Raw genomic sequence first — 21353 nt, forward strand, 5'->3', positions numbered from 1 at the left:
TGATTGATCACAGGGACGCCAGCCCAAAATTCTCCATCGGCGATCACCAGAGTCGACTGATGAAGTCCTGAAAGCCCGCACGGCGCAAGCCCTGCGGGCTTTTTTGTACCCTCAACATGTCCAGCGAAGTCCGTAAAATTTCCCGGCGACACAGCAACATCAAGCCATTAAACATAATTTCTCTCATGCTCAATAAGCCATTCTTTGCGTGAAATCCCCCCTCCGTAACCTGTCATCGTCCCTTCTTTTCCAATTATCCTGTGACAGGGGATCACAATCGCAATCCGGTTGGCACCGTTAGCGGCAGCGACGGCGCGCACAGCATTGGGCTTATTAAGCCGTAGTGAAATGGCCTGATAGTGTGAGGTCTGTCCATAGGGAACCGCACGCAACGCATGCCAGACGGATTGTTGAAAATCACTGCCCGGAGCATCTAAAGCGAGATCGAACTGTCGGCGCGTTCCGGCAAAATACTCGCCGATTTCTTTTACTGTCTGCCGGGTATGGCTGTTTTCGCCGGTGACGATTCTGGCGTTAAATAAACGCTGGATATCGCGGAATTCTGTTTCTAACATCCGGCGATCGGTAAACTCCAGCAGACAGACTCCCCGGTCTGTCGCGCAGACAAACATCGGTCCAAGCGTCGTGGTAAACCGGTGAATGACAATAACCTGAGTTGCCTGAGTCGGCGCTGCGCCAGTAAGCCGCTTGTAGGTATAACCAAAGCCGCTCAGCGATTCATAGCCATTGTCCAACGCAACGTCAGTCGCCGCTCGTCCACTTTTCAGCTCCTGCAGGGCAACGTTGACCCGCTGCATTCGCTGGAAAGCCTGAAAAGTGATGCCGTGATGTTGCAGGAACCAGCGCCTTACCCGCTCCGGGCTGATGCCATGCTGACGAAGCTCCGCGTCTGCTACACGGGATTTGATATCGCGCCTGACAAGCGCAAGCGCCTGCTCAACGAATAATGGCGCGCTGTGCGCATTTTCCGCAGGTCTGCAGACCTTACAGGGGCGAAAGCCGTCCGCCAGGGCAGATTTGGCATCTTTATAAAATTCGACATTTTCGCGCTTGGGCTTTCGCGCCCGGCATACCGAAATGCAGAATACGCCAGTGGTTTTGACGCCAACAAAAAACACGCCAGTGTAGTCTGAAGCACGTTCAAGTAATGCCTGATACCAGATATCGCATAAATTCTTATCGGTTATTTTCATCACCAAAAAGCCCTTCAAACGTTTGACGAGATCGGATCGCATGCATGACATCAGTCAGCGTTGACTGCATCGCTGAATGAACAAAATTGCCCATTGAAATGCGGCTTACCCCTGCCCGTTTCAGACTGTCGAATGACGGAAGATCGGGCATACACATGACATTCAAAGGCAATCCCGTTGCCTCTGCAATGAGGCTGATGTCTTTCTCTGACGTGAGGCAGGGAACAAAAAGGCCGTCAGCACCTGCAGCTTTATAGCGTTGACCCCGTAATATTGTCTCCTGCAACGCGTCTTCATGCCCGAGCAGGTAAGTATCAGTCCGGATGTTCAGGAACAGGCTATAATTTTCGCTTCTCAGCGTATCGCATACTGTTCTCAGGTTACGGGAAAAATCAGAGGCATCGTCAAGCTGACGAACCCCGTTTATGACTCGGCTGTCTTCGAGGTTAACGCCTGCGACGCCTGTCTGAGCAAGGCGCCGCAGATTGTCTGCTATCTCTTCGGCTGAATCACCATACCCTGCTTCCATGTCAACGCTCAATGGCAGGCTGCTGGCAGCCCGGATCCGGGTGACCATATAAAATAGCTCATCAAACGGCACTCCCTGCCCGTCGTCATATCCCAGTGTGGACGCTATAGCTGCACTGGACGTTCCAAGAACCTGGTAGCCTGCTTTTTGCGCTGCGACAGCACTGGCGGCATCCCAGACGTTGGCGATAAGAAGAGGCTCATGCTGATAGTGGCGTTCTGCAAAGTTCATATTCATATCCTCTCGATAGATTGAAAATGAATCTAAGCACTCAGGAAGAACCTCACAACCGAAATTCAGACGACCATTTTTTAGCAAACGTCGTCTGAACATGGGGGGCGGAACAGACCAAAACCTTTCAGGCCCGGGCTCCGGCTTTCAGCATGGCTAAGCAGACGAGGCTCTCCCACATGTTCCCCGGTGAAAGCATGGAGCAGGTGACCCAGTGTTCCGGCGAACACAATACGCTGAGCCATGATCTCGTCATAGTAGAGAGGGTCTACCACAACGACAAAATCAAGATCGGAGTATTGATCGAACCCGCCATGAACAAGCGAGCCGCCAGGGAGAAGGGAGTGAATCTGCGATCATTCCACCACAATCACTACGTCCAGCCCTGACAGAGCTCATTCATCTTCTCGCTTGAGAAGCTACCCTCTCCCTTTGACCAACATCAACGACACCGTCCCTCCCCCTATGGAGAATAAAAAAACACCCCTACCCAGCGCTACGGAATAGCCGCTCAACCCGGAAGGAACGCCACCATGTACAGACCCATAACCGTCATCATATTCATTCTCCTGACGCTCGCCGCCCTCGCGGAAATAGGCGTTTTATCCTTTGGATAATCCTCAGGCCAAATACCTCTCATCAGGACATGTTGATCTCATTACAGTTTTTTCCTAAAGCCATCCCGTTTCGCCTGTGCCATGCTGAATCACGCTCATAACCGATAACGTTAAATGAGGATATTATGAAAAAAACAATTATCGCATTATCTGCCGTTCTGCTGGCTTCCCCAGTATTTGCTGCGACCACACATGCAACTGACGATACCGTCGCGGCGGCGAACGCAAACGCCAACGAGGCGAAGCAAAAACTGCACGAAGAGCAGAACAAAGGTGAAGAGCTGAAGCTGAAACAGAAGCATGCTGCGGAAGGTAAAAGCGAAAGCTTTGGCAGCAAGGTCAGCGAAGATTCCCAGAAAGCCTGGCATAAAACCAAAGAAGGCACCGAGAAAGGGTGGGATGCCACCAAAGAAGGCGCGGAGAAAGGCTGGAACAAAACCAAAGAAGGTGCCAGCGAGCTGGAAAAGAAAGTTACTGAGTAATTAGTTATCCTCACGAAAAGGTCGCACTTGCGGCCTTTTTTATTTCTTCGAATATAATTAGCACCTCAGGCGTTTACGCAGTGCGCACTTATCGGAGAAACCACTATGTATCGCCTTTTGGCCTTTCTGACCGTTCTGCTGTTATGCCCTTCCCTGCATGCTGCCCCGAAAAGCTACCTTATCGACACCGAAAACACCGCCATTCGGCTCTCGTGGCACGCCTTCGGCGGCATCCTCTCCTGGGCGACGTTCAGCGGCGTGACGGGTGCCGTAACGCTCAATCCGGATAACGACGTTGACGACCACATCCACGTCACCATTCCCGTAGCAACCCTGGTGGCCTCAAACACGCTGCTCACCTGGCAATTAAAAAGCGACATGTTTTTTGATGCGGAGCACTACCCGACCATCGAGTTCATCAGCTCTCGCGTGGTCGACCAGGGCGCCGGACGGTTCAGGGTGTTCGGCACGCTGACCGTTCGAAACATTGCCCGGCCGGTGATCCTGGAGGCCGCGGTGAAAGACCCGCATGCGCAGGCCCCCACGCTGGACGCCACCACGGCGATCTCGCGCGCGTCCTATGGGATGGATAAGTTTGCCCTGGTCGTGGACGATCGTATTGCCATCGCCATTGCGATTCAGACGAACAAGGTGCCGTCACCCTGAGATCAGGCGCTGTAGCTGCTCCGCGTGTTCCCGCAGATACGACGGCGGGTTGCGGCCAATCAGGACAAACTGGTAGCCCGCCTCCAGCCACCACGCCAGGTTCATGCTGTGCCGCTGCTCCTGCTGGAGCGAGGCCGTCGTCTTCTCATCAACAGGCGAAATACAGAGGGCCATCGGGCCGTAGTCGGGGTTGATCCAGGCAATCTGCGCGATAGAGGTGGTTTCATAGCGCAGCATGCGCACCATTTTAAGCTCTGCCCCCTGCAGGGTAAGCTGCGACAGGTTTAGCGTCATGCCGATATCCTGCGCGGCCCGTTCCAGCCCGCGCTGCAGAACCGGCGTTGCGCTGTCCATATCCAGCAGCGTCTCGACGCTGTACAGGGACATATATTGCGCTTCGAGGTCGCGGATATGGGCATTCTCATCCTCTGGGGCAGCAGCAGGCCGCAGCAGGTAGCCCAGCCCGGAGCCGACCAGCAAGAAACTGACCGAGGCGGCGATCAGCGCCCGTCGGCTGACGCCAGTCGGCGTGGCGGACTGCGGGTCGGGAAGTGCCGCAAGACGCGCCTGCATCGTCTCAAGAGGCGCATCATCCAGCAGGGAGGCAAACGCCCCGGCGTAATCCTGACTGCTTTTCATCAGTTCGTCGGTTCGCCCGGCGAGGCGTTCGTCACATTTTAACTGTTCTTCAAATAACTGCGCGTCGGCGCGGCACATCTCGCCATCTATCCAGGCCACGATGGCGTCGTCGTTATAGGGCGGTGCAAAACGGTGCGCGTTCAAGAGCGTTTCTCCTTTACCGGAGGCAGTGCGTCAGCGGATTTGGCAAGCCAAGCCCGCGCCGTCGCCAGTCGGCTCATCACGGTACCGATCGGCACCGCCAGGGTCTCCGCCGCCTCCTGGTAGGTAAAGCCTTCGACATAAACCAAAAATACCGCGTTGCGCTGGGCTTCGGGCAGCGCATTAACGCGCTGCATCACCTTCAGGTAATGCAGGCGCGTCTCATCCTGTTCGCGGGTGTCGGGCGCCAGCAGCTCGTCGCTGGGGACAAATCCCTGCCCCTGGCGAACGTGTCGTGCCCGAAGCTCAGAGATCCAGATGGAGTGCAGGATCGCGAACAGCCACCTGTCGATGCGCGTGCCAGGCGTGTACTGGCCGCTTCTTTCAAGCGCACGCACGCAGGTGGACTGAACCAGCTCTTCGGCGATATCCCTGTTTCGCGACAGCACCAGCCCATAGCGCCAGAGGCGCGTCAGGTGTGCGGCAAGCTGTTGACGAACCTCACGGGTTGCGATGGGTTTTCCCTCCACGAGAAGATCAGGATTCCGGATGTCCATTAATAGCAGCCTGCAGGTCACGGTACTCCTCGCAGGACTGGCCACAGATTCCGGCAATGACCTTCAGCTGTTCTTTCGCGAGGTCCGGGCGTCCTTTCACCATCCACGCTTCACCGAGATACTCTCGGGCTTTGGCGTAATCCGGGGCGATAGCCAGCGCACGCTGGTAATAACCAATCCCTTCGTCCGTTCGGCCCAGTTTGCGCGTGGCGAACCCGCGATAGTTCCACGCTTCAGCCGTGTTGCCATTTTTCAGCGAATCCAGCAGGTTCAGCGCCGCTTGGTACTCGCCTTTCTTCGCGAGATGGTACGCATAGTTGGTTTTGTCCTGGTCGCTGAGGCTGCTGCTCTTGTCCGGCACGCATTTCTGCGTGGCGCTGTCATACACCTGTCCGGAAGGACAATCAGGCGTTTTGCTCTCGGTACTATTATTGCCCATGGCCAGCGCCAGCGGGGACAGCAAAGAAAAAATCAGCACCGGGATCAAACGAAACGAGGTTGTGCGCATATAAAACTCCAGGGTGAGTGGGGAGTGACGTCAGTAAACGTCCGGGTGAGGATTTTTATTCATTCTTCGGTGAATTTTTTTCTGTCCTAAAACCCTGCCTGCACTTCAGTTGTAAAGGTAATAAATCAGGTTATTTTTTGTTTTCTCGTTATTATTCCTTGAGCCCATTAGCAGAGTTTTAACCCTATACAAGAATATATTTCATTACCTAAGTGACATAATATATCTTACATCAAAAACGTTACCCTAACTTAAACACACATTAAGCGCGCTTAAATAATAACGTTTGACATGATATTTAAAATGCTCCCTACCAATTATCATACTGGGTCGTAAACGTTAAATAACAGCACCACAAAAGAAAACAAAAAGACGCTAAAAACAACCACATAAAAAACAACAATTATAAAAAAGAGCAATCCATTAATGCCCCACTCATTGTTTCCATCTTTATTTACCAAAGCTTAATTTGCACAACCCTCATTTTCTGTCTATATCATTTTTATATTCCAGAAACCAATTCCTCTATTAATTACAGGGTTTTATAAAATACAAAACACCCATTAAACGTTTTTTTCATAAGTCATTAGATTCGCTCTGATGTTGCCACTCTGACGCATGGCGGGCATCGTGCGCGCTGAAATCTACGGTGAGCGCTGTTTTATAACAGCAACTGCGCCGGGGGCGCCCTTTACCTTCAGCAGAGATGGCTCGTCTTGCTCGCCGTTCATGACACTTCTGCTGGAGTAATAACAAAATGAGCCAAATCTCTGTTATTTCAAAACTTACTGGCGTAGAAACGACCCTGGAAGGTACACAGGTTACGCTGAACCATTCCTCTGTCGTTGAGCTTCACGTCGAGCGAGCGAGCGTCTCACACTTCGCGCGAAGCGGTAACGACCTGCTGGTGACATTGCACTCCGGCGAGGTGATCACCCTTAAAAACTTCTATGTGGCGGACGCGCAGGGCGTGAGCCAGCTGGTTCTGCAGGACAGCAACGGCGCATTATGGTGGATTGAAGATCCGACCGGGGCCGCCACATACGAATCTATCGCGTCCACGGACGTGCTGCTTGCGGCGTCAGGAAGTGACGCCGGTGGCGCCGCCATCTGGCCATGGGCCCTGGGTGGTATTGCCGCTGCAGGGGGCATCGCGGCCGCGGCAAGTACCGGCGGAGGAGGTGGTGGTGATAATGGCAGCAGTAACAATTCTGCCGATCCGGATACGACGGCACCAAACGCACCTTCCGGCCTTAAGTTCTCCTCAGACGGTAAAACAGTCACCGGTTCCGCCGAACCCGGCAGCACCATCACGCTGAAAGACGCGAACGGCAACGTCATTGGTACAGGAAAAACGGGCAGCGACGGCAACTTTAGCGTCTCCCTCGGAACACCGTTGACCAACGGCGAGCAGGTAACCGCCACCGCAACGGATAACGCCGGGAATATCAGCCAGGGTTCAAGCGTCACCGCGCCGGATCTCACCGCACCCGATGCACCCACGATTGGCAGCGTAATCGACGATATCGCCCCTCAGACGGGGACGGTGACCAACGGCGGCAGCACCAACGATCGGCGGCCGCAGCTCTCCGGCACCGCCGAAGCGGGCTCCACCGTGACGATTTATGACGGCGGAATAGCCATTGGCACAGCGGTCGTCGCCAGTAATGGCACATGGACATTCACCCCGTCCGTCGACCTGAATGAAAGCACCCACCAGATTACCGTACGGGCAACCGACGCCGCCGGCAACACCGGACCAGCCTCACCGGTATTCACCCTCACCGTCGATCTCACCCCTCCGACAGCGCCCACCGCGATTGTGCTGCTCGACGATACGGGCATTATCCGAGGAACAATCACGTCGGGCGTGCCTACCGATGCCTCGCAGCCGATTCTGGCGGGAACGGGCGAGCCCGGTGGAACCATCACCATTTACGATAACGGTGTGGCGATTGGCACAACGACGGTGCTGCCTAACGGTACCTGGAGTGTTACCCCAGGGGGCCCGCTTCCGGACGGTACGCATTCGATCACCGTCACTGAAACCGATGCCGCCGGAAACCAGAGTACGGCCTCTGAACCTATCACCTTTACCGTGGATACCACGCCGCCGTCTGCCCCAGGAAACCTCGTGGTGTCAAATGATGGCGGCACCATCAGCGGCATCGGAGAAGCAGGCAGCACGGTGACCATTCGTGAAGGCGATTTCACCCTTGGCACAGTGGTTGTTGATAGCCAGGGGAACTTCAGCCTGACGCTGAGCCCGCCGAGGATCAACGGCGAAATCCTGACCGCTGACGCCACCGACACGGCGGGCAACACCAGTCCGACCACCTCCGCGGCGGCACCGGACATTACCCCGCCGCAGACCCCGGTCATCCTGTCGGTGATTGATGACATGCAGGCCACCACCGGCCCGGTGGCCCAGAATGGGCTGACCAACGACCGGGCACCGACCGTGAACGGCACGGGCGAGGCAGGTTCGACCATCACGATTTATAACGGCAGCGATGCCCTCGGTACGGTGGTTGTTCCCTCCTCCGGCCAGTGGAGCTTTACGCCGCCCACACCGCTGACCGACGGCACCTGGGTGCTGACCGCGAAGGCGACGGATCCCGCCGGTAACCCGAGCGGGATATCAAATGCGTGGACAATTAACGTTGACGGGACGGCACCTGGCGCCCCGGTGATTTTACAGGTTGTAAACGATATCCCTGGGCAGACCGGCGCGATCGACGTGAACGGGACCACCAACGACGCCACCCCGACGCTCAGCGGTACCGCTGAAGCAAACGCGACGATCAGCCTGCGCGTGGACGGTGTTGAAATTGGTACAACCGTTGCCAATGGCCTCGGCGTATGGAGCTTTACCCCTTCCTCCCCAATCGGTGAAGGCCCCCACGCTCTGACCGCCGTCGCGACCGATGCGGCAGGCAACTCCGGCCCAGTCTCCAACACCTGGACTCTGACGGTTGACAGCGTCGCGCCTGCGGCGCCGGTCATTACCCAGGTGCTGGATGATGTGCCGGAGCGCCTCGGCGCGCTCAATTCTGGCGACAGCACCAACGACACCACGCCAACGCTCAACGGCACGGCTGAACCGGGCTCAACCGTCACTATTCGCCTGGATGGTGCCGATCTTATTACGATCCCGATCGACGGCAGCGGCACCTGGACCTATACCCTTCCCACGCCGCTTGACGAAGGTCCTCATACCTTTAGCGTCGTCGCCACCGACGCGGCGGGTAACACCAGCCAGCCGTCTGACGACTTCACCCTGAACGTCGATATCACTGCGCCAGCGGCGGCCACCATCGCCACCGTAACCGACGACGTCGGCGGCGTACAGGGTTCGCTCAACAGCGGCGATACCACGGATGACACTCGCCCCCTGCTGCAGGGCACCGCCCCGGCAGACACGGTGATCACCGTCTATGACGGCACGACTCTGCTCGGCACCGCCACCCTCAACGGCAGCGGCGGCTGGAGCTTCACGCCCGTTACCCCGCTCACCGACGGTCCGCATTCCCTGACGGTGCACGCCACGGATGCCGCGGGCAATACCACCATCTCAACGCCATTTGAACTGACGGTGGATACCGTTGCGCCTGCCACGCCGGATATCCCGGCCATTACCGTCAATCCTGACGGCACAACAACGCCGCTGAATCCGGGCGAAACCACCCGCGACACCACGCCGACCCTGAGCGGTACCGGCAATCCGGGTGATACCGTGACGATCTACAACGGCGGCGTCAAACTTGATGATGTGCTCGTGGACGGTAACGGCAACTGGACATGGACACCAGCCACCCCGCTACCTAACGGAACCTATGACATCACTCTGACCGTCACCAACATGGACGGCACGGGCAACGAAAGCGCCCCCTCTCAGCCGGTCACTATCACCATTGATACCGAGGCGCCGGCTACGCCTGCGGCACCGATCGTCACCGACAGCGTCACCCAGATCACCGGCCCCGTCCTCAATGGCGGCACCACCAACGATCCGCGCCCGGTGCTGAGCGGCACCGGTACGCCAAACGACGTTATCAACATCACTGACACCGTTAACGGTACACCGACCGTTGTGGGCACCGTCACGGTAGACAGCAACGGCAACTGGAGCTGGCGTCCCGGCAGCGACATTGCCGAGGGCAGCCACGCCTATACTGCCACCGCCACCGATGAAGCGGGCAACGTCTCTGACCCGTCGTCAGCGATTACGATCATCGTGGATACCCAGGCGCCGGATACACCGGTGATTAGTGCAGTGGGCGGCGCGCCTGATGGTGGCTTTATCACAGATACCACGCCGACAGTGGGCGGAACCGGGGTTAACGGTGAGACGGTGATCGTCTACAACAACGGCGTCGAATTGGGCCGTGTCGTGGTGGTGAACGGAGAATGGAGCCTGACGCTTCCAGCGCAAACGGACGGCCCGCTGAACATTACCGTAGCGGGCGTGGACGCAGCGGGCAACCTCAGCGCGCCGAGTTCGGTCTTTACCGTCACGCTCGATACCGTTGCGCCCGGGATACCGCAAATTAATGCTGTCTCAGACAGCCAGCTCACCAACAACGTGCTCTACACCCGCGACGGTACGCCGACCCTAACCGGGACCGGCGAGCCCGGCACTACCGTTATCGTCTCCGTCGACGGTACTGCGTCAGGTGTGCCGATCACGATCCAGCCGGACGGCAGCTGGAGCTGGACCGCAGGCACAACGCTCCTGGATGGTTCGCATACCTTTACTGTCTCGTCAGTCGATCAGGCAGGCAATCCGTCAAACGGTTCAGCGTCACTGAGCGTGACGGTGGATACCCAGGACCCAACCGCCCCGGGCAATCTTAGCCTTGCTCCAGAAGGTACACCGCTGACCGGCACCGCCGAAGCAGGCGCACTCATCACCGTTAAGGATAGTGGCGGTAACGTCATTGGTACCGGGGTGGCGACCGGCGGCAGTTTCTCCATTGCGGTCAGCCCGGCCCCGCAGGATGGCGCGACCCTGACCGTGACCGCGACCGATGCTTCCGGACGTACCAGCGTTGATGCAACTTACAACGTCACCGGTACGCTTCCGAATCTTCCTGACGTACCCGTAATCGTGGCCATCAACGATGACGTCGACCCAATCATCGGCGACGTGAAAGGCAAAACGACCAACGACACCACCCCAACCCTCACCGGTACGGCTCAGGCGGGAAGCCAGATCGCTATCTACCTGGACGGTGGCGTGACGCCCGTCTCGACGGTCACTGCCGACGGCAGCGGCAACTGGAGCTATACCCCAGCCGCGCTTGGCGAGGGGCTGCACACCTTTGAGGTGACCGCGACCCTCAACGGCCAGACCAGCGGCCGCTCTCCGGCGGCCAGCGTCACCGTTGACCTCACCGCGCCGGGCACGCCGACCATCGGCGCCGTGATTGACGACGTCGGCCCGGGCACCGGCCCGCTGACCAGCGGCCAGACCACCAACGACAACCAGCCGACCCTCACCGGCACCGGCGCGGTGGGCGATACCATCTCCATCTACAACAACGGCGTGCTGCTGGACAGTGTTGTAATCGGCAATACCGGCACCTGGAGCTACACCACGCCTGTCCTGGCAGAGGGCAATCACGTCCTGACCATCCGCGAGACCGATCCGGCGGGGAACCAGAGCGGTCCTTCGGCGGGCTTCACCGTCGTGGTGGATTCCGTTTCCGCCACGCCGGTCATCACCAACGTCACGGATAATGTGGGCAATGCCGCCACCACGGTGGTCAGCGGCGAGCTCACCAACGACGCCACGCCAACCCTTACAGGGACAGCGGACGCAAACAGCGTGGTGACTATTTTCGACGGCGGCACCCAGATTGCCGTGGTCACGGCTGACAACACGGGTACCTGGACGTTTACTCCTGATACCGCCCTCGGCGAAGGCTCGCACAGCTTCACCGTCCGGGCGACCGACCCGCAGGGCAACCTCAGCGCGGTCTCCGCCCCCTGGAGCGTGGTGGTTGACCTGACTGCTCCGACGGTTCCGACGCTGGATAATGTGAACGACGACGTCTCTGGCGGCGTCCAGGGTAACCTCACCAGCGGCCAGGTGACCAACGACAGCACCCCAACCATCAGCGGCACCGGGCTGGCGGGCAGCACTATCCACATCATGAATAACGGCACGCAGATTGGTACAACGACCGTTGACGGAAGCGGGAACTGGTCCTTTACCCCAACCACGCCGCTGGGCGACGGCAGCTACTCCCTGCGCGCGTATGCAACGGATGCGGCAGGCAACGCCTCGGCGAACTCATCGGTCTTCGCCTTTACCGTGGATACCGCAGCCCCCGGCGTGCCGGTGGTGACCAGCGTGGTTGATGATATCGGTCCGGTCACCGGGACGCTCACGTCGGGTAACAGCACCAACGACGCGCGTCCGACCTTCAGCGGCACGGGCGAAGTGGGTTCTACCGTGCACGTGCTCGTTGATGGCAACGAAATTGGCACGGCGGTGGTCAATGCCCAGGGCAACTGGAGCTTCACCCCGGGCAGCGATCTGGCCGAAGGTCCACACGCCATCACCTTTAACGCGACCGATGCGGCAGGCAACACCGGCGCCACAACGGCACCGTTTAACCTGACGGTCGATACGGGCGTGCCGTTAACGCCGGTCATCTCGACCGCGGGTGACAACGTGGGCAGTATTCAAACCCCGCTCTCTTCCGGGCAGAGCACCGACGACACCACGCCGACGCTGAACGGCACCGCGACCGCCAACGCCACGGTTACCGTGTATGAAAACGGACAGCCGGTCGGCACCGTGCAGGCGGACGGCACCGGCGCATGGAGCTTTACGCCATCAGCGCCGCTGGGCAACGGCAGCCATACCTGGACCGCCACGGTCACCGATGCAGCGGGCAACGTCAGCCCGACCTCGCCGGGCTTTACCCTGATTGTTGATACCGCGGCACCGAACGCGCCGGTTATCAGCCAGGCAATCGACGTCGTGGGCAGTATCACCGGCCCGCTCACGTCCGGACTGACGACCGACGACACCCAGCCGCAGCTTGTTGGGACCAGCGAACCGTTTGCCACCGTGAAGATCTATGAGGGCACCACCCTGGTCGGCACGGGCACCGCGGACGGCAGCGGCAGCTGGAGCATCGTGCTCACCCCTCCGCTGACCGCGGGCGCGCACAGCTTTACCGCGCAGGCCACGGATGCGGCAGGCAATACCAGCGTGTCGTCCACCAGCTTCAGCCTCACCGTCGACACCACGCCGCCTGCGCTGCCGGTGCTGACCAGCATTCTGGATGACGTGGGCAATGCGGCGACGCCGGTTGCCAACGGTGGGTTCACCAACGACGCGCAGCCGACGCTCAGCGGTACGGCAGAAGCGGGGTCGACGGTGAAAATCTTTGATAACGGCGTACAGATCGGCAGCGTAACGGCGACCGGCGGCGCGTGGAGCTTTACGCCATCTCCGGCGCTGAGCAACGGCGCGCACACGTTGACCTTCACCGCCACCGATGCGGTGGGCAACGCCAGCGCCCCCACCGCCGGATATGTCATCAACGTCGATACCCTCCCGCCAGCCGCGCCGGTCATCAGTTCGGTCATTGATGATGTCGGCAGCGTCACCGGGCCCGTGACCGGTACGAACCCGACTAACGACACCCGTCCAACGCTGAGCGGGACTGCCGAAGCGAATGCCACGGTCCGGATCTACGACGGCATCACGCTGGTGGGCACGGTCACCGCCGATGGCAGCGGCAACTGGACCCTGCCACAAACCACCACCACGTTGACGCAGGGCACGCATAACTTTACCGCTACGGCCACCGATGCGGCGGGCAACACCAGCGTGGCGTCAGCCGTGACGACGATTATCGTCGATACGACCGCGCCAACGGCGCCGACCGGCACCTTCAACGCCGACGGTAGCATCCTGACCGGGAGCGCGGAGGCGGGCAGCACCGTCACTATCCGCCTTGCGGACGGTTCAACGGTGACCGCCATTGCGGGCAGCAACGGCACCTACAGCTACACCTTCATTAACAAACAGATCGAAGGTCAGACGCTGCAGATCACCGCGACCGACGTCGCAGGCAACACCTCCCTGCCGGGCTCTGCCCTTGCGCCGGTGGTGCCGCTCTCCGCCAGCAATAACGTTGAGGAGCTGAACCTCAGCACCACGGCGACCGTCACCAACAGCCAGTACAGCGACTACGGCTTCCTGCTGGTCGGCGCCGTGGGCAACGTCCTGACGCTGATCGGTAATGACACCGCGCAGGTGAACTTCACGGTGGGCAACGGCGGCAGCGCGGACATCGTGGTAAACGCCAACGCTACGGGGGCGGTGCTCTCTCTGCTCAATACCCTTGAGCTGGTGGTGCAGCACTACGTCAACGGTGTCTGGACAACCGTGGTGGATACCGGCCAGCCGCAGTTTGCCGATCTCCTGACCCTCGGCGCCACCGGCGTCTCGCTGAACCTGACCGGGCTGGCCGACGGCAACTACCGCGTGCTGAGCTACAACACCAACCTGCTGGCGACAGGTTCCTACACCAGCCTCGACGTGGCGGTGAAAGAGACCGGTCCGGGTACGGTCACGGGCGATACCAGCCTCAACGGCAACGTGATCCTCGATACGGACCCGACCGCCGGCAGCGACAACGCGCCGGCCGGCACCACTATCTCCACGGTCACTAACGCGCAGGGCGTGACCACCAGCGTGAACGCCGACGGCACGGTGATCCAGGGCAAATACGGTACGCTGACCATCAACCGCGACGGCAGCTATACCTACAACCTGACTGATACCAGCGCCGCGGTCGTTGGCCGGACGGAGAGCTTCACCTACACCATCACCCATAACGGCGTCAGCGCGTCGGCAAACCTGGTGCTGTCTCTGGGTGCCGGTACGGTCATCAACGGCATTGTGGCAGTGGACGACACGGCCTCCCTGACCTTTGACACCACCGTGAGGGAGGTGAATAACGGCGCCTCGTCTCAGAACGGTTTTACCCTGGTGGGCATTAATCTCGGCAGCACGCTGGGGCTTAACCTGCTGGACGACCTTACCAACCCGATTATCTACAACGTGGAGGAAGGGACGACCCGCACCATGACCATCCAGGCCTCCGTGGGCGGCGTGGCGCTGGCATCGGTGTTCGATCTGTACGTCTATAAGTTCAACAATGCGACCCAGACCTTCGAGCAGGTTCGCGTCGAGTCGGGCTGGCTGCGCGCGCCGCTGCTGGGGGGCACGTCACCGCAGCTGACGCTGAACCTGCCTGCCGGGGAGTACCTGTTCCTGCTGAATACCGCGTCCGGGATCACCGCCCTGACGGCCTACACGCTGAGCGTCCTGCAGGACCATGTCTACAGCGTGGCGAGTATCAGCGAAACGACCACCGGCGACGTGCTTGCGAATGACCCGGTTCCAGCGGGCACGCTGGTTACCGAAGTGAACGGCGTGACGGTCAACAGCAGCGGCACCACCACCATTCAGGGGGAATACGGCACGCTGACCATCAATGCGTCCGGTCAGTACACCTACACCCTGAGGAGCGGCGTGGGCGCGGACCATATCAGCACGCCGGATACGTTCGTCTACACCGTTACCGCGCCTGACGGCTCGAAGGATACGGCATCGCTCAACATCACCCCAACCGCGCAGGCAATGAATGCGGTCAACGATGTCAGCGCCACGATGGACCTTACCTCGGTGCACCACACGTCGGTCTACTCGGATACCACCGTGGGCGTCGCCAGCTGGACGACGGCCCTGTTCTCATCAACCCAGGGCAGCGGCAGCGGAACCTTCGTGGTCGACCCGAACACCGCGCTGCACAACGCGTCGCTGCACTTTAGCGTGGCCTCGCTGCTGGCGCTGGGCGGGCTGACGGTGAACTGGACGATTAGCGATGCCAACGGCGCGATCCGCAGCGGCTCCTTCAGCGGCGGCTCGCTGCTGGGTGGCAGTATCGACGTCCCGCTGACCGGGCTGGATCTCAACGCCGGGACCTATACGCTGAGCTTTACCGGTAGCGTACCGGGGCTCAGCGTCGGGACCATCACCATCACGCCAAGCGTAAACGGCACCACCTACTCGCTGAGTAATTTCGACGTCACCGGCAGCCACACCGTCAACGGCAATATCTTTGACGGCACCGACTCTGGCGGCGTGCTGGATCAGCTCCACTCGGTGGATACCCGTCTGAGCGTGACCGGCTACAACGGCGTGACCACCACGCTGGATCCGTATACCGGCAGCGCAACGGTGAACATCACCGGCCACTACGGCACGCTGGCGATCGGCGCTGACGGACACTACACCTATACCCTGAACAGCGGGGTATCGCTCTCAACCATGACCTCGAAGGAGACCTTCAACTACACCCTGACCGACTCTGCAGGAAGAACGGACAGCGCCACGCTGACCATCAATATGGCGCCGCAGTTCATCAGCTCGGAACATAACGACGCCATCACCGGTACGGCCTACGGCGATACGCTGATTTACCAGGTGCTGAACAGTACGGTGGGGAATGCCACGGCGGGTAACGTCAGCAGCGCCGGAGGCGATCACTGGACCGGGTTCTCGCTGGCGCAGGGAGACAAGATCGACATTGGCGATCTGCTGGTGGGCTGGGACGGTAATACCGCCTCGTTGGGGAATTATATCCATGTCACACAAAGCGGTAGCAACACTGTGATCTCCATCGACCGTGATGGTGCAGGGTCCACCTACACTAATACTGCACTCGTTACGCTTGATAACGTTCAGACCACGTACGACGAGCTTGTTAACCAGCAACACATCATTACCTGATAGCACCTGCAACAGATGACCCGGGCGCACAGCGCCCGGGCATTAATAATAAAGCTGTACTTTTTTATTAGGGACATGACATGGGAATGAAGATGCCTTACTGGTGGCTCTCGTGCTGCCTGATATCTGTGCCCGCTTTCTGCGCAAATCCGGCGGCAACCATCAATACCGGACAGCTTCGCGAAACGCAGGAACTCCCCTCGCTCAACGGCCGCGTGGCCCCGGTGGCTGGCAACGCCGCGCCCGGTTCATTACAGCTTGGCGAGGCCGTCAACCGTGCCGTCACCTGGCATCCGGCCATCAGCGAAGCCGTGGGCAAACTCTACCAGCAGAGCGAAGAGGTGGACGTCGCGAAGTCAAAATACTATCCGCAGATTAATGCCGGCGTGGACAACGGGTATTCCCACGACGGCGACCAGAACGGCTTTACGCCGTCGCTGGTGCTTTCCCTCTCACAAATGCTCTACGACTTCGGCAAGGTGGCCAGCCAGGTGCGCGCCGAAAGCGCCGGCGTGGCCCAGCAGCAGGCTAACGTGCTGGTGAGTATCGACACCATCGCCCACGATACCGCCGTCGCCATGGTACAGGTGCAAACCTGGCAGCAGATGGTCGACACCGCCAAAGAGCAGCTTGAGGCCCTCTCCTCCATTGGCACGCTGACCCGCCAGCGTAACGACGAGGGGGCTACGTCGCTCTCTGACGTGGTACAGACCGATGCCCGTATCGAAGGCGCGCGCGCCCAGCTGATGCAGTATCAGGCCAGCCTGGACAGCGCCCGCGCTACGCTGATGAGCTTTCTCGGCTGGAACAGCCTGAACGCGATCAGCAACGACTTTCCGCAAAAGCTGGCCCGCAGCTGCGATGTCGCCGAGCCGGACGACCGCCTGGTCCCTGCGGTGCTCGCCGCCTGGGCGCAGGCTAACGTCGCCCAGGCTAACCTCGACTACGCCGACGCGCAGATGACGCCCACCGTCTCGCTGGAGCCGGAGGTGCGCCACTACCTGAACGATCGCTACGCGGGCAGCGACACGCGGGATCGCACCCAGTATTCCGCCTGGGTGAAAGTGCAGATGCCGCTCTACCAGGGCGGCGGCCTCACCGCCCGGCGTAACGCCGCCGGACACGCGGTGGAGGCGGCACAGTCCACCATTCAGCGCACGCGCCTTGACGTTCGCCAGAAACTGCTGGAAGCCCGCAGCCAGGTGATGAGCCTGCAAAGCACGCTGCAAATTCAGGGTCGCCAGGAGGCGCTCAGCGCCCGCACCCGCGAACTGTACCAGCAGCAGTATCTGGACCTCGGCTCGCGCCCCCTGCTCGACGTGCTCAACGCCGAACAGGAGGTTTATCAGGCGCGCTTCACCCAGCAGCAGACCGTTGGTCAGCTGCACCAGCTGCAGCTCAACTGCCTGTATAACACCGGGCAATTGCGTCATGCGTTCAACCTTGATAACCGCACCATCCAGACCGTGGAGATCCAGCCATGAAGCAGCGTGATATCCCGCAAGGTGAAAACATGACGGATGCGGCCCTGGCGCAGTGGGCGCAGGCCTTTGGCTTTATCGCCACCCGCTACCGCGTTGCCTGCTCGCCCGGCGCGCTGATCGCAGGCGCACCGTGGCTGAAAGGCAAACCGATGGTGCCCGCCCTCACCCAGCTCGCCCGTGAAGCGGGGCTGTCGTTTCAGCTGCTCACCGCTGACCAGCAGTCAATCAACAGCTGGCGTCTGCCGGTGGTGGTGGCGCTGAATGACGGCCGGGTCGGGGCGATCGAGCACTTCGACGGCGACGACACGCTGGAAGTCAGCTTCTTCGACGACCAGACCTACACCAACCGGCTGTCGATGACGGCCATGCTGCCCGCTATCCGCCACGTCATTGCCCTGCGTCCCCTTGCCGCGCTGAAGGACAGCCGCGTGGATGCCTATATCTCAAAATACCGTCCGAACTGGCTCTACCGGCTGGTGATGCGCGATCTCCGCCCCTACAGCTGGGTGATGCTCGCCGCGCTGTTTATCAACGTGCTGTCGCTTTCCGGGATCGTCTTTTCCATGCAGGTCTATGACCGGGTGATCCCCGCCCAGTCCTACCCGACGCTGTACGTCCTGACCATCGGGGTGCTGATCGCCACCCTGTTTGGCTTCGTGCTGCGCGTGGCGCGCGGCCACATTATGGATCTGCTGGGCAAGCGCTCGGATATGCGCGTCTCGGATCGCGTCTTCGGCCACGCGCTGCGGCTGCGCAACAGCGCGATTCCCCGATCCACCGGGAGCTTTATCTCACAGCTGCGCGAGCTGGAGCAGATCCGCGAGATGGTCACCTCGTCCACCATCTCGACGATTGTCGACCTGCCCTTCTTTTTACTGTTCGTGGTGGTGCTGGCGATCATCGCCCCGCAGCTGGCGTGGATCGCTCCGGTCGCGGCGGTGATCATGGTCCTGCCCGGCCTGCTGCTGCAGAAGAAGCTGGCGGAGCTGGCAAAGCAGTCGGCCCATGAATCGACCCTGCGCAACGCGGTGCTGGTGGAGAGCGTGCAGGGGCTGGAGGACATCAAGCTGATGCAGGCGGAAAACCGCTTTTTGCAGCAGTGGAACAGCTATATCCAGATCACCGCCGAATCCGGCCTGCGCACCCGCGAGTTGACGCAGAACCTGATCAGCTGGGGGATGACCATCCAGAGCCTGGTTTACGCCGCCGTGATTGTGGTCGGCGCGCCGATGGTGATCGACGGTACCCTGACCACCGGCTCGGTGGTCGCTGCGTCGATGCTGGCCTCCCGCATGATCGCCCCGATGGCGACGCTGTGCGGCGTGCTGGCCCGCTGGCAGCAGGTTAAAGCGGCAAAAGAGGGGCTGGACAGCATCATGCAGCTTCCCACCGAAAACCAGCGCGAGGAGACGCCGATCCGCCAGGACGTGCTGCGCGGCCACTACCTCTTCGAGCAGGCCCAGTTCCGCTATCAGCCGGACGATCCGCGCATGGCGCTGCGCATTAACCGCCTCGAGATCGGGCCGGGTGAGAAAGTGGCGATCCTCGGGCGCAACGGCGCGGGCAAATCGACCCTGCTGCAGGCGATGGCGGGCGGGATGGATCTGGCGGCGGGCGAGCTGCGGCTCGACGGCTTCAGCCTGCCGCATCTCGACGTGGCGGACGTGCGGCGCAACGTCGGCTTTATGACCCAGAACGCGCGGCTGTTTTACGGCACCCTGCGCGAGAACATTACTCTCGGCATGCCGCGCGCCACCGACGAAGAGATCTTCGAGGCGCTGGAGCTGACCGGCGCGGCGGGCTTCGTGCAGAAGCTGCCCAAGGGGCTGGACTACCCGATCATGGAAAACGGCGTGGGGCTCTCCGGCGGGCAGCGCCAGTCGATTCTGCTGGCGCGGATGCTGCTGCGCGATCCGAATGTCGTGCTGATGGATGAACCCACCGCCTCGCTGGACGAGCACACCGAGCGGGAATTCATCCAGCGGCTGGGCGACTGGCTCGGGCACCGCACCCTGATCGTCGCCACCCATCGCGTACCGGTGCTGGAGCTGGTGGAGCGCGTCGTGGTGTTGAAAGAGGGCATGCTGGTGATGGATGCGCCAAAAGCCCAGGCGCTGAGCAACAGCCGTATGCAGCAGCAACAGCAACAGCAGCAACAGGCAGCAACCGGACGGGAGTGGAAAAATGAAAATCAGTCAGCGTGACGTGGCGGCAATGGACGACCTGGATAACGCCCTCGACTCCGAAAGCGGCTACACCGGCGCGCGTCGGATCGTGATCTTCTCGCTGCTGATGTTTGTGGTGCTGGGCGTCTGGGCGTGGTTTGGCGTGCTGGATGAGGTGTCAACCGGGTCGGGGAAAGTGATCCCCAGCTCGCGCGAGCAGGTCTTACAGTCGCTGGACGGGGGGATCCTCACCGAGCTGAACGTCCACGAGGGCGATCAGGTGCAGGCCGGACAGGTGCTGGCGCGGCTTGATCCGACCCGTTCCGAGTCAAACGTCGGCGAAAGCGCGGCGCGCTACCGCGCCTCGCTGGCCTCCAGCGCCCGCCTCTACGCCGAGGTAAACGATCTGCCGCTGAAATTCCCGCCGTCCCTGGCGAAATGGCCGGATCTGATTGCCGACGAAACCCGGCTGTACAACTCGCGCCGCGCGCAGCTGGAGGATACCCAGCGGGAGCTTCGCGCCGCGTTAGATCTGGCTAACAAAGAGCTGGCCATTACCCAGCGGCTGGTAAAGACAGGGGCCGCCAGCCACGTGGAGGTGCTGCGCCTGCAGCGGCAGAAAAGCGATCTGGAGCTGAAGCTCACCGACGTGCGTTCGCAGTATTACGTCCAGGCGCGCGAGGCGCTCTCCAAGGCCAACGCGGAGGTGGATATGGTGTCGGCGATCCTCAAGGGCCGCCAGGATTCCGTCATCCGCCTGACGGTTAAATCTCCGGTGCGCGGGATCGTCAAAAACATCAAGGTCACCACCATCGGCGGGGTAATCCCGCCCAACGGCGAGCTGATGGAGATTGTGCCAGTGGACGATCACCTGCTGATCGAAACCCGCCTCTCGCCGCGTGATATCGCTTTTATCCACCCGAACCAGGAGGCGCTGGTCAAAATCACCGCCTACGACTACGCCATTTACGGCGGGCTGCACGGGGTCGTGGAGACGATTTCGCCGGACACTATTCAGGACGAGGCCAAGCCGGAGGTGTTTTACTACCGGGTATTTATCCGCACCAGCCAGGATTACCTGGTCAATAAGGCGGGCAGGCATTTCTCGATTGTGCCGGGGATGATTGCGACGGTGGATATTAAAACCGGGGAGAAAACGGTGCTGGATTACATGATTAAACCGTTCAACCGGGCGAAAGAGGCGCTGAGGGAGCGGTAGTCAATCGCCGGGTGGCGGCTGCGCCTTACCCGGCCTACATGGTTTTCTCCCTCTCCCTGCGGGAGAGGGTTGGGGT

General features: G+C 60.2%; 11 protein-coding genes and 1 pseudogene. 6 read left to right on the plus strand and 6 right to left on the minus strand.

Features of this window, described 5'->3' with window-relative positions:
• Nucleotides 1-167 precede the first annotated feature (167 nt).
• The 3 genes and pseudogenes from ACEPLT_RS17350 to ACEPLT_RS17360 form a co-directional block, all read right to left on the minus strand.
• Complete coding sequence (locus ACEPLT_RS17350) at nucleotides 168-1214, minus strand: bifunctional transcriptional activator/DNA repair enzyme AdaA (protein ID WP_032675363.1); 1047 nt, start codon at nucleotides 1212-1214, stop codon at nucleotides 168-170.
• Nucleotides 1198-1974 carry an isocitrate lyase/PEP mutase family protein gene (locus ACEPLT_RS17355; protein WP_032675364.1) on the minus strand — a complete coding sequence of 259 codons (777 nt, stop codon included), beginning with the start codon at nucleotides 1972-1974 and terminating at the stop codon, nucleotides 1198-1200. The genes ACEPLT_RS17350 and ACEPLT_RS17355 overlap by 17 nt, the downstream gene beginning before the upstream one ends.
• A gap of 158 nt (nucleotides 1975-2132) precedes the next feature.
• Nucleotides 2133-2330, minus strand: a pseudogene (locus ACEPLT_RS17360) (nucleotidyltransferase domain-containing protein); the annotation flags it as partial.
• A 386-nt stretch (nucleotides 2331-2716) separates the two neighbouring features.
• On the opposite strand from ACEPLT_RS17360, the gene ACEPLT_RS17365 reads away from it, so the two are divergent.
• Complete coding sequence (locus ACEPLT_RS17365) at nucleotides 2717-3073, plus strand: hypothetical protein (protein ID WP_008502540.1); 357 nt, start codon at nucleotides 2717-2719, stop codon at nucleotides 3071-3073.
• A gap of 105 nt (nucleotides 3074-3178) precedes the next feature.
• A complete protein-coding gene (locus tag ACEPLT_RS17370) occupies nucleotides 3179-3739 on the plus strand; it encodes a YceI family protein (protein ID WP_232927383.1) in 561 nt (186 codons plus the stop codon).
• Here the strand turns inward: ACEPLT_RS17370 and ACEPLT_RS17375 are convergent.
• The 3 genes from ACEPLT_RS17375 to ACEPLT_RS17385 are packed head-to-tail and all read right to left on the minus strand — an operon-like array spanning nucleotide 3731 to nucleotide 5584.
• Nucleotides 3731-4522: an anti-sigma factor family protein gene (locus ACEPLT_RS17375; protein ID WP_232927384.1), complete on the minus strand. Its 792-nt coding sequence runs from the start codon at nucleotides 4520-4522 to the stop codon at nucleotides 3731-3733. The genes ACEPLT_RS17370 and ACEPLT_RS17375 overlap by 9 nt on opposite strands.
• Nucleotides 4519-5076, minus strand: coding sequence for an RNA polymerase sigma factor (locus ACEPLT_RS17380; protein ID WP_232927385.1), 558 nt, complete (start codon nucleotides 5074-5076; stop codon nucleotides 4519-4521). The genes ACEPLT_RS17375 and ACEPLT_RS17380 overlap by 4 nt, the downstream gene beginning before the upstream one ends.
• Nucleotides 5057-5584 carry a tetratricopeptide repeat protein gene (locus tag ACEPLT_RS17385; RefSeq protein WP_008502544.1) on the minus strand — a complete coding sequence of 176 codons (528 nt, stop codon included), beginning with the start codon at nucleotides 5582-5584 and terminating at the stop codon, nucleotides 5057-5059. The genes ACEPLT_RS17380 and ACEPLT_RS17385 overlap by 20 nt, the downstream gene beginning before the upstream one ends.
• 757 nt (nucleotides 5585-6341) lie before the next feature.
• Between ACEPLT_RS17385 and ACEPLT_RS17390 the strand changes: the two genes are divergently transcribed.
• The 4 genes from ACEPLT_RS17390 to ACEPLT_RS17405 all read left to right on the plus strand — a co-directional run bounded on the left by ACEPLT_RS17390 (nucleotide 6342) and on the right by ACEPLT_RS17405 (nucleotide 21277).
• Complete coding sequence (locus tag ACEPLT_RS17390) at nucleotides 6342-16409, plus strand: BapA/Bap/LapF family large adhesin (RefSeq protein WP_232927386.1); 10068 nt, start codon at nucleotides 6342-6344, stop codon at nucleotides 16407-16409.
• Between the two features lie 80 nt (nucleotides 16410-16489).
• Nucleotides 16490-17893 carry a TolC family outer membrane protein gene (locus ACEPLT_RS17395; protein WP_232927387.1) on the plus strand — a complete coding sequence of 468 codons (1404 nt, stop codon included), beginning with the start codon at nucleotides 16490-16492 and terminating at the stop codon, nucleotides 17891-17893.
• The gene (locus tag ACEPLT_RS17400) at nucleotides 17890-20097 is read left to right on the plus strand and encodes a type I secretion system permease/ATPase (RefSeq protein WP_232927388.1); all 2208 of its coding nucleotides are present in this window, start codon (nucleotides 17890-17892) and stop codon (nucleotides 20095-20097) included. Before ACEPLT_RS17395 ends, ACEPLT_RS17400 begins: the two co-directional genes overlap by 4 nt.
• 10 nt (nucleotides 20098-20107) lie before the next feature.
• Nucleotides 20108-21277 (plus strand): HlyD family efflux transporter periplasmic adaptor subunit, encoded by a 1170-nt coding sequence (locus ACEPLT_RS17405; RefSeq protein ID WP_232927492.1) that lies wholly within the window; start codon nucleotides 20108-20110, stop codon nucleotides 21275-21277.
• The last annotated feature ends 76 nt before the right edge of the window (nucleotides 21278-21353 follow it).

It is taken from the genome of Enterobacter sp. fkY84-1 (genome assembly GCF_052974705.1).

Coding starts and splice junctions, on each gene's coding strand:
- ACEPLT_RS17350 (WP_032675363.1), bottom strand. CDS start 1,214: ATGAAAATAACCGATAAGAATTTATGCGATATCTGGTATCAGGCATTA.
- ACEPLT_RS17355 (WP_032675364.1), bottom strand. CDS start 1,974: ATGAACTTTGCAGAACGCCACTATCAGCATGAGCCTCTTCTTATCGCC.
- ACEPLT_RS17365 (WP_008502540.1), top strand. CDS start 2,717: ATGAAAAAAACAATTATCGCATTATCTGCCGTTCTGCTGGCTTCCCCA.
- ACEPLT_RS17370 (WP_232927383.1), top strand. CDS start 3,179: ATGTATCGCCTTTTGGCCTTTCTGACCGTTCTGCTGTTATGCCCTTCC.
- ACEPLT_RS17380 (WP_232927385.1), bottom strand. CDS start 5,076: ATGGACATCCGGAATCCTGATCTTCTCGTGGAGGGAAAACCCATCGCA.
- ACEPLT_RS17385 (WP_008502544.1), bottom strand. CDS start 5,584: ATGCGCACAACCTCGTTTCGTTTGATCCCGGTGCTGATTTTTTCTTTG.
- ACEPLT_RS17390 (WP_232927386.1), top strand. CDS start 6,342: ATGAGCCAAATCTCTGTTATTTCAAAACTTACTGGCGTAGAAACGACC.
- ACEPLT_RS17395 (WP_232927387.1), top strand. CDS start 16,490: ATGGGAATGAAGATGCCTTACTGGTGGCTCTCGTGCTGCCTGATATCT.
- ACEPLT_RS17400 (WP_232927388.1), top strand. CDS start 17,890: ATGAAGCAGCGTGATATCCCGCAAGGTGAAAACATGACGGATGCGGCC.
- ACEPLT_RS17405 (WP_232927492.1), top strand. CDS start 20,108: ATGGACGACCTGGATAACGCCCTCGACTCCGAAAGCGGCTACACCGGC.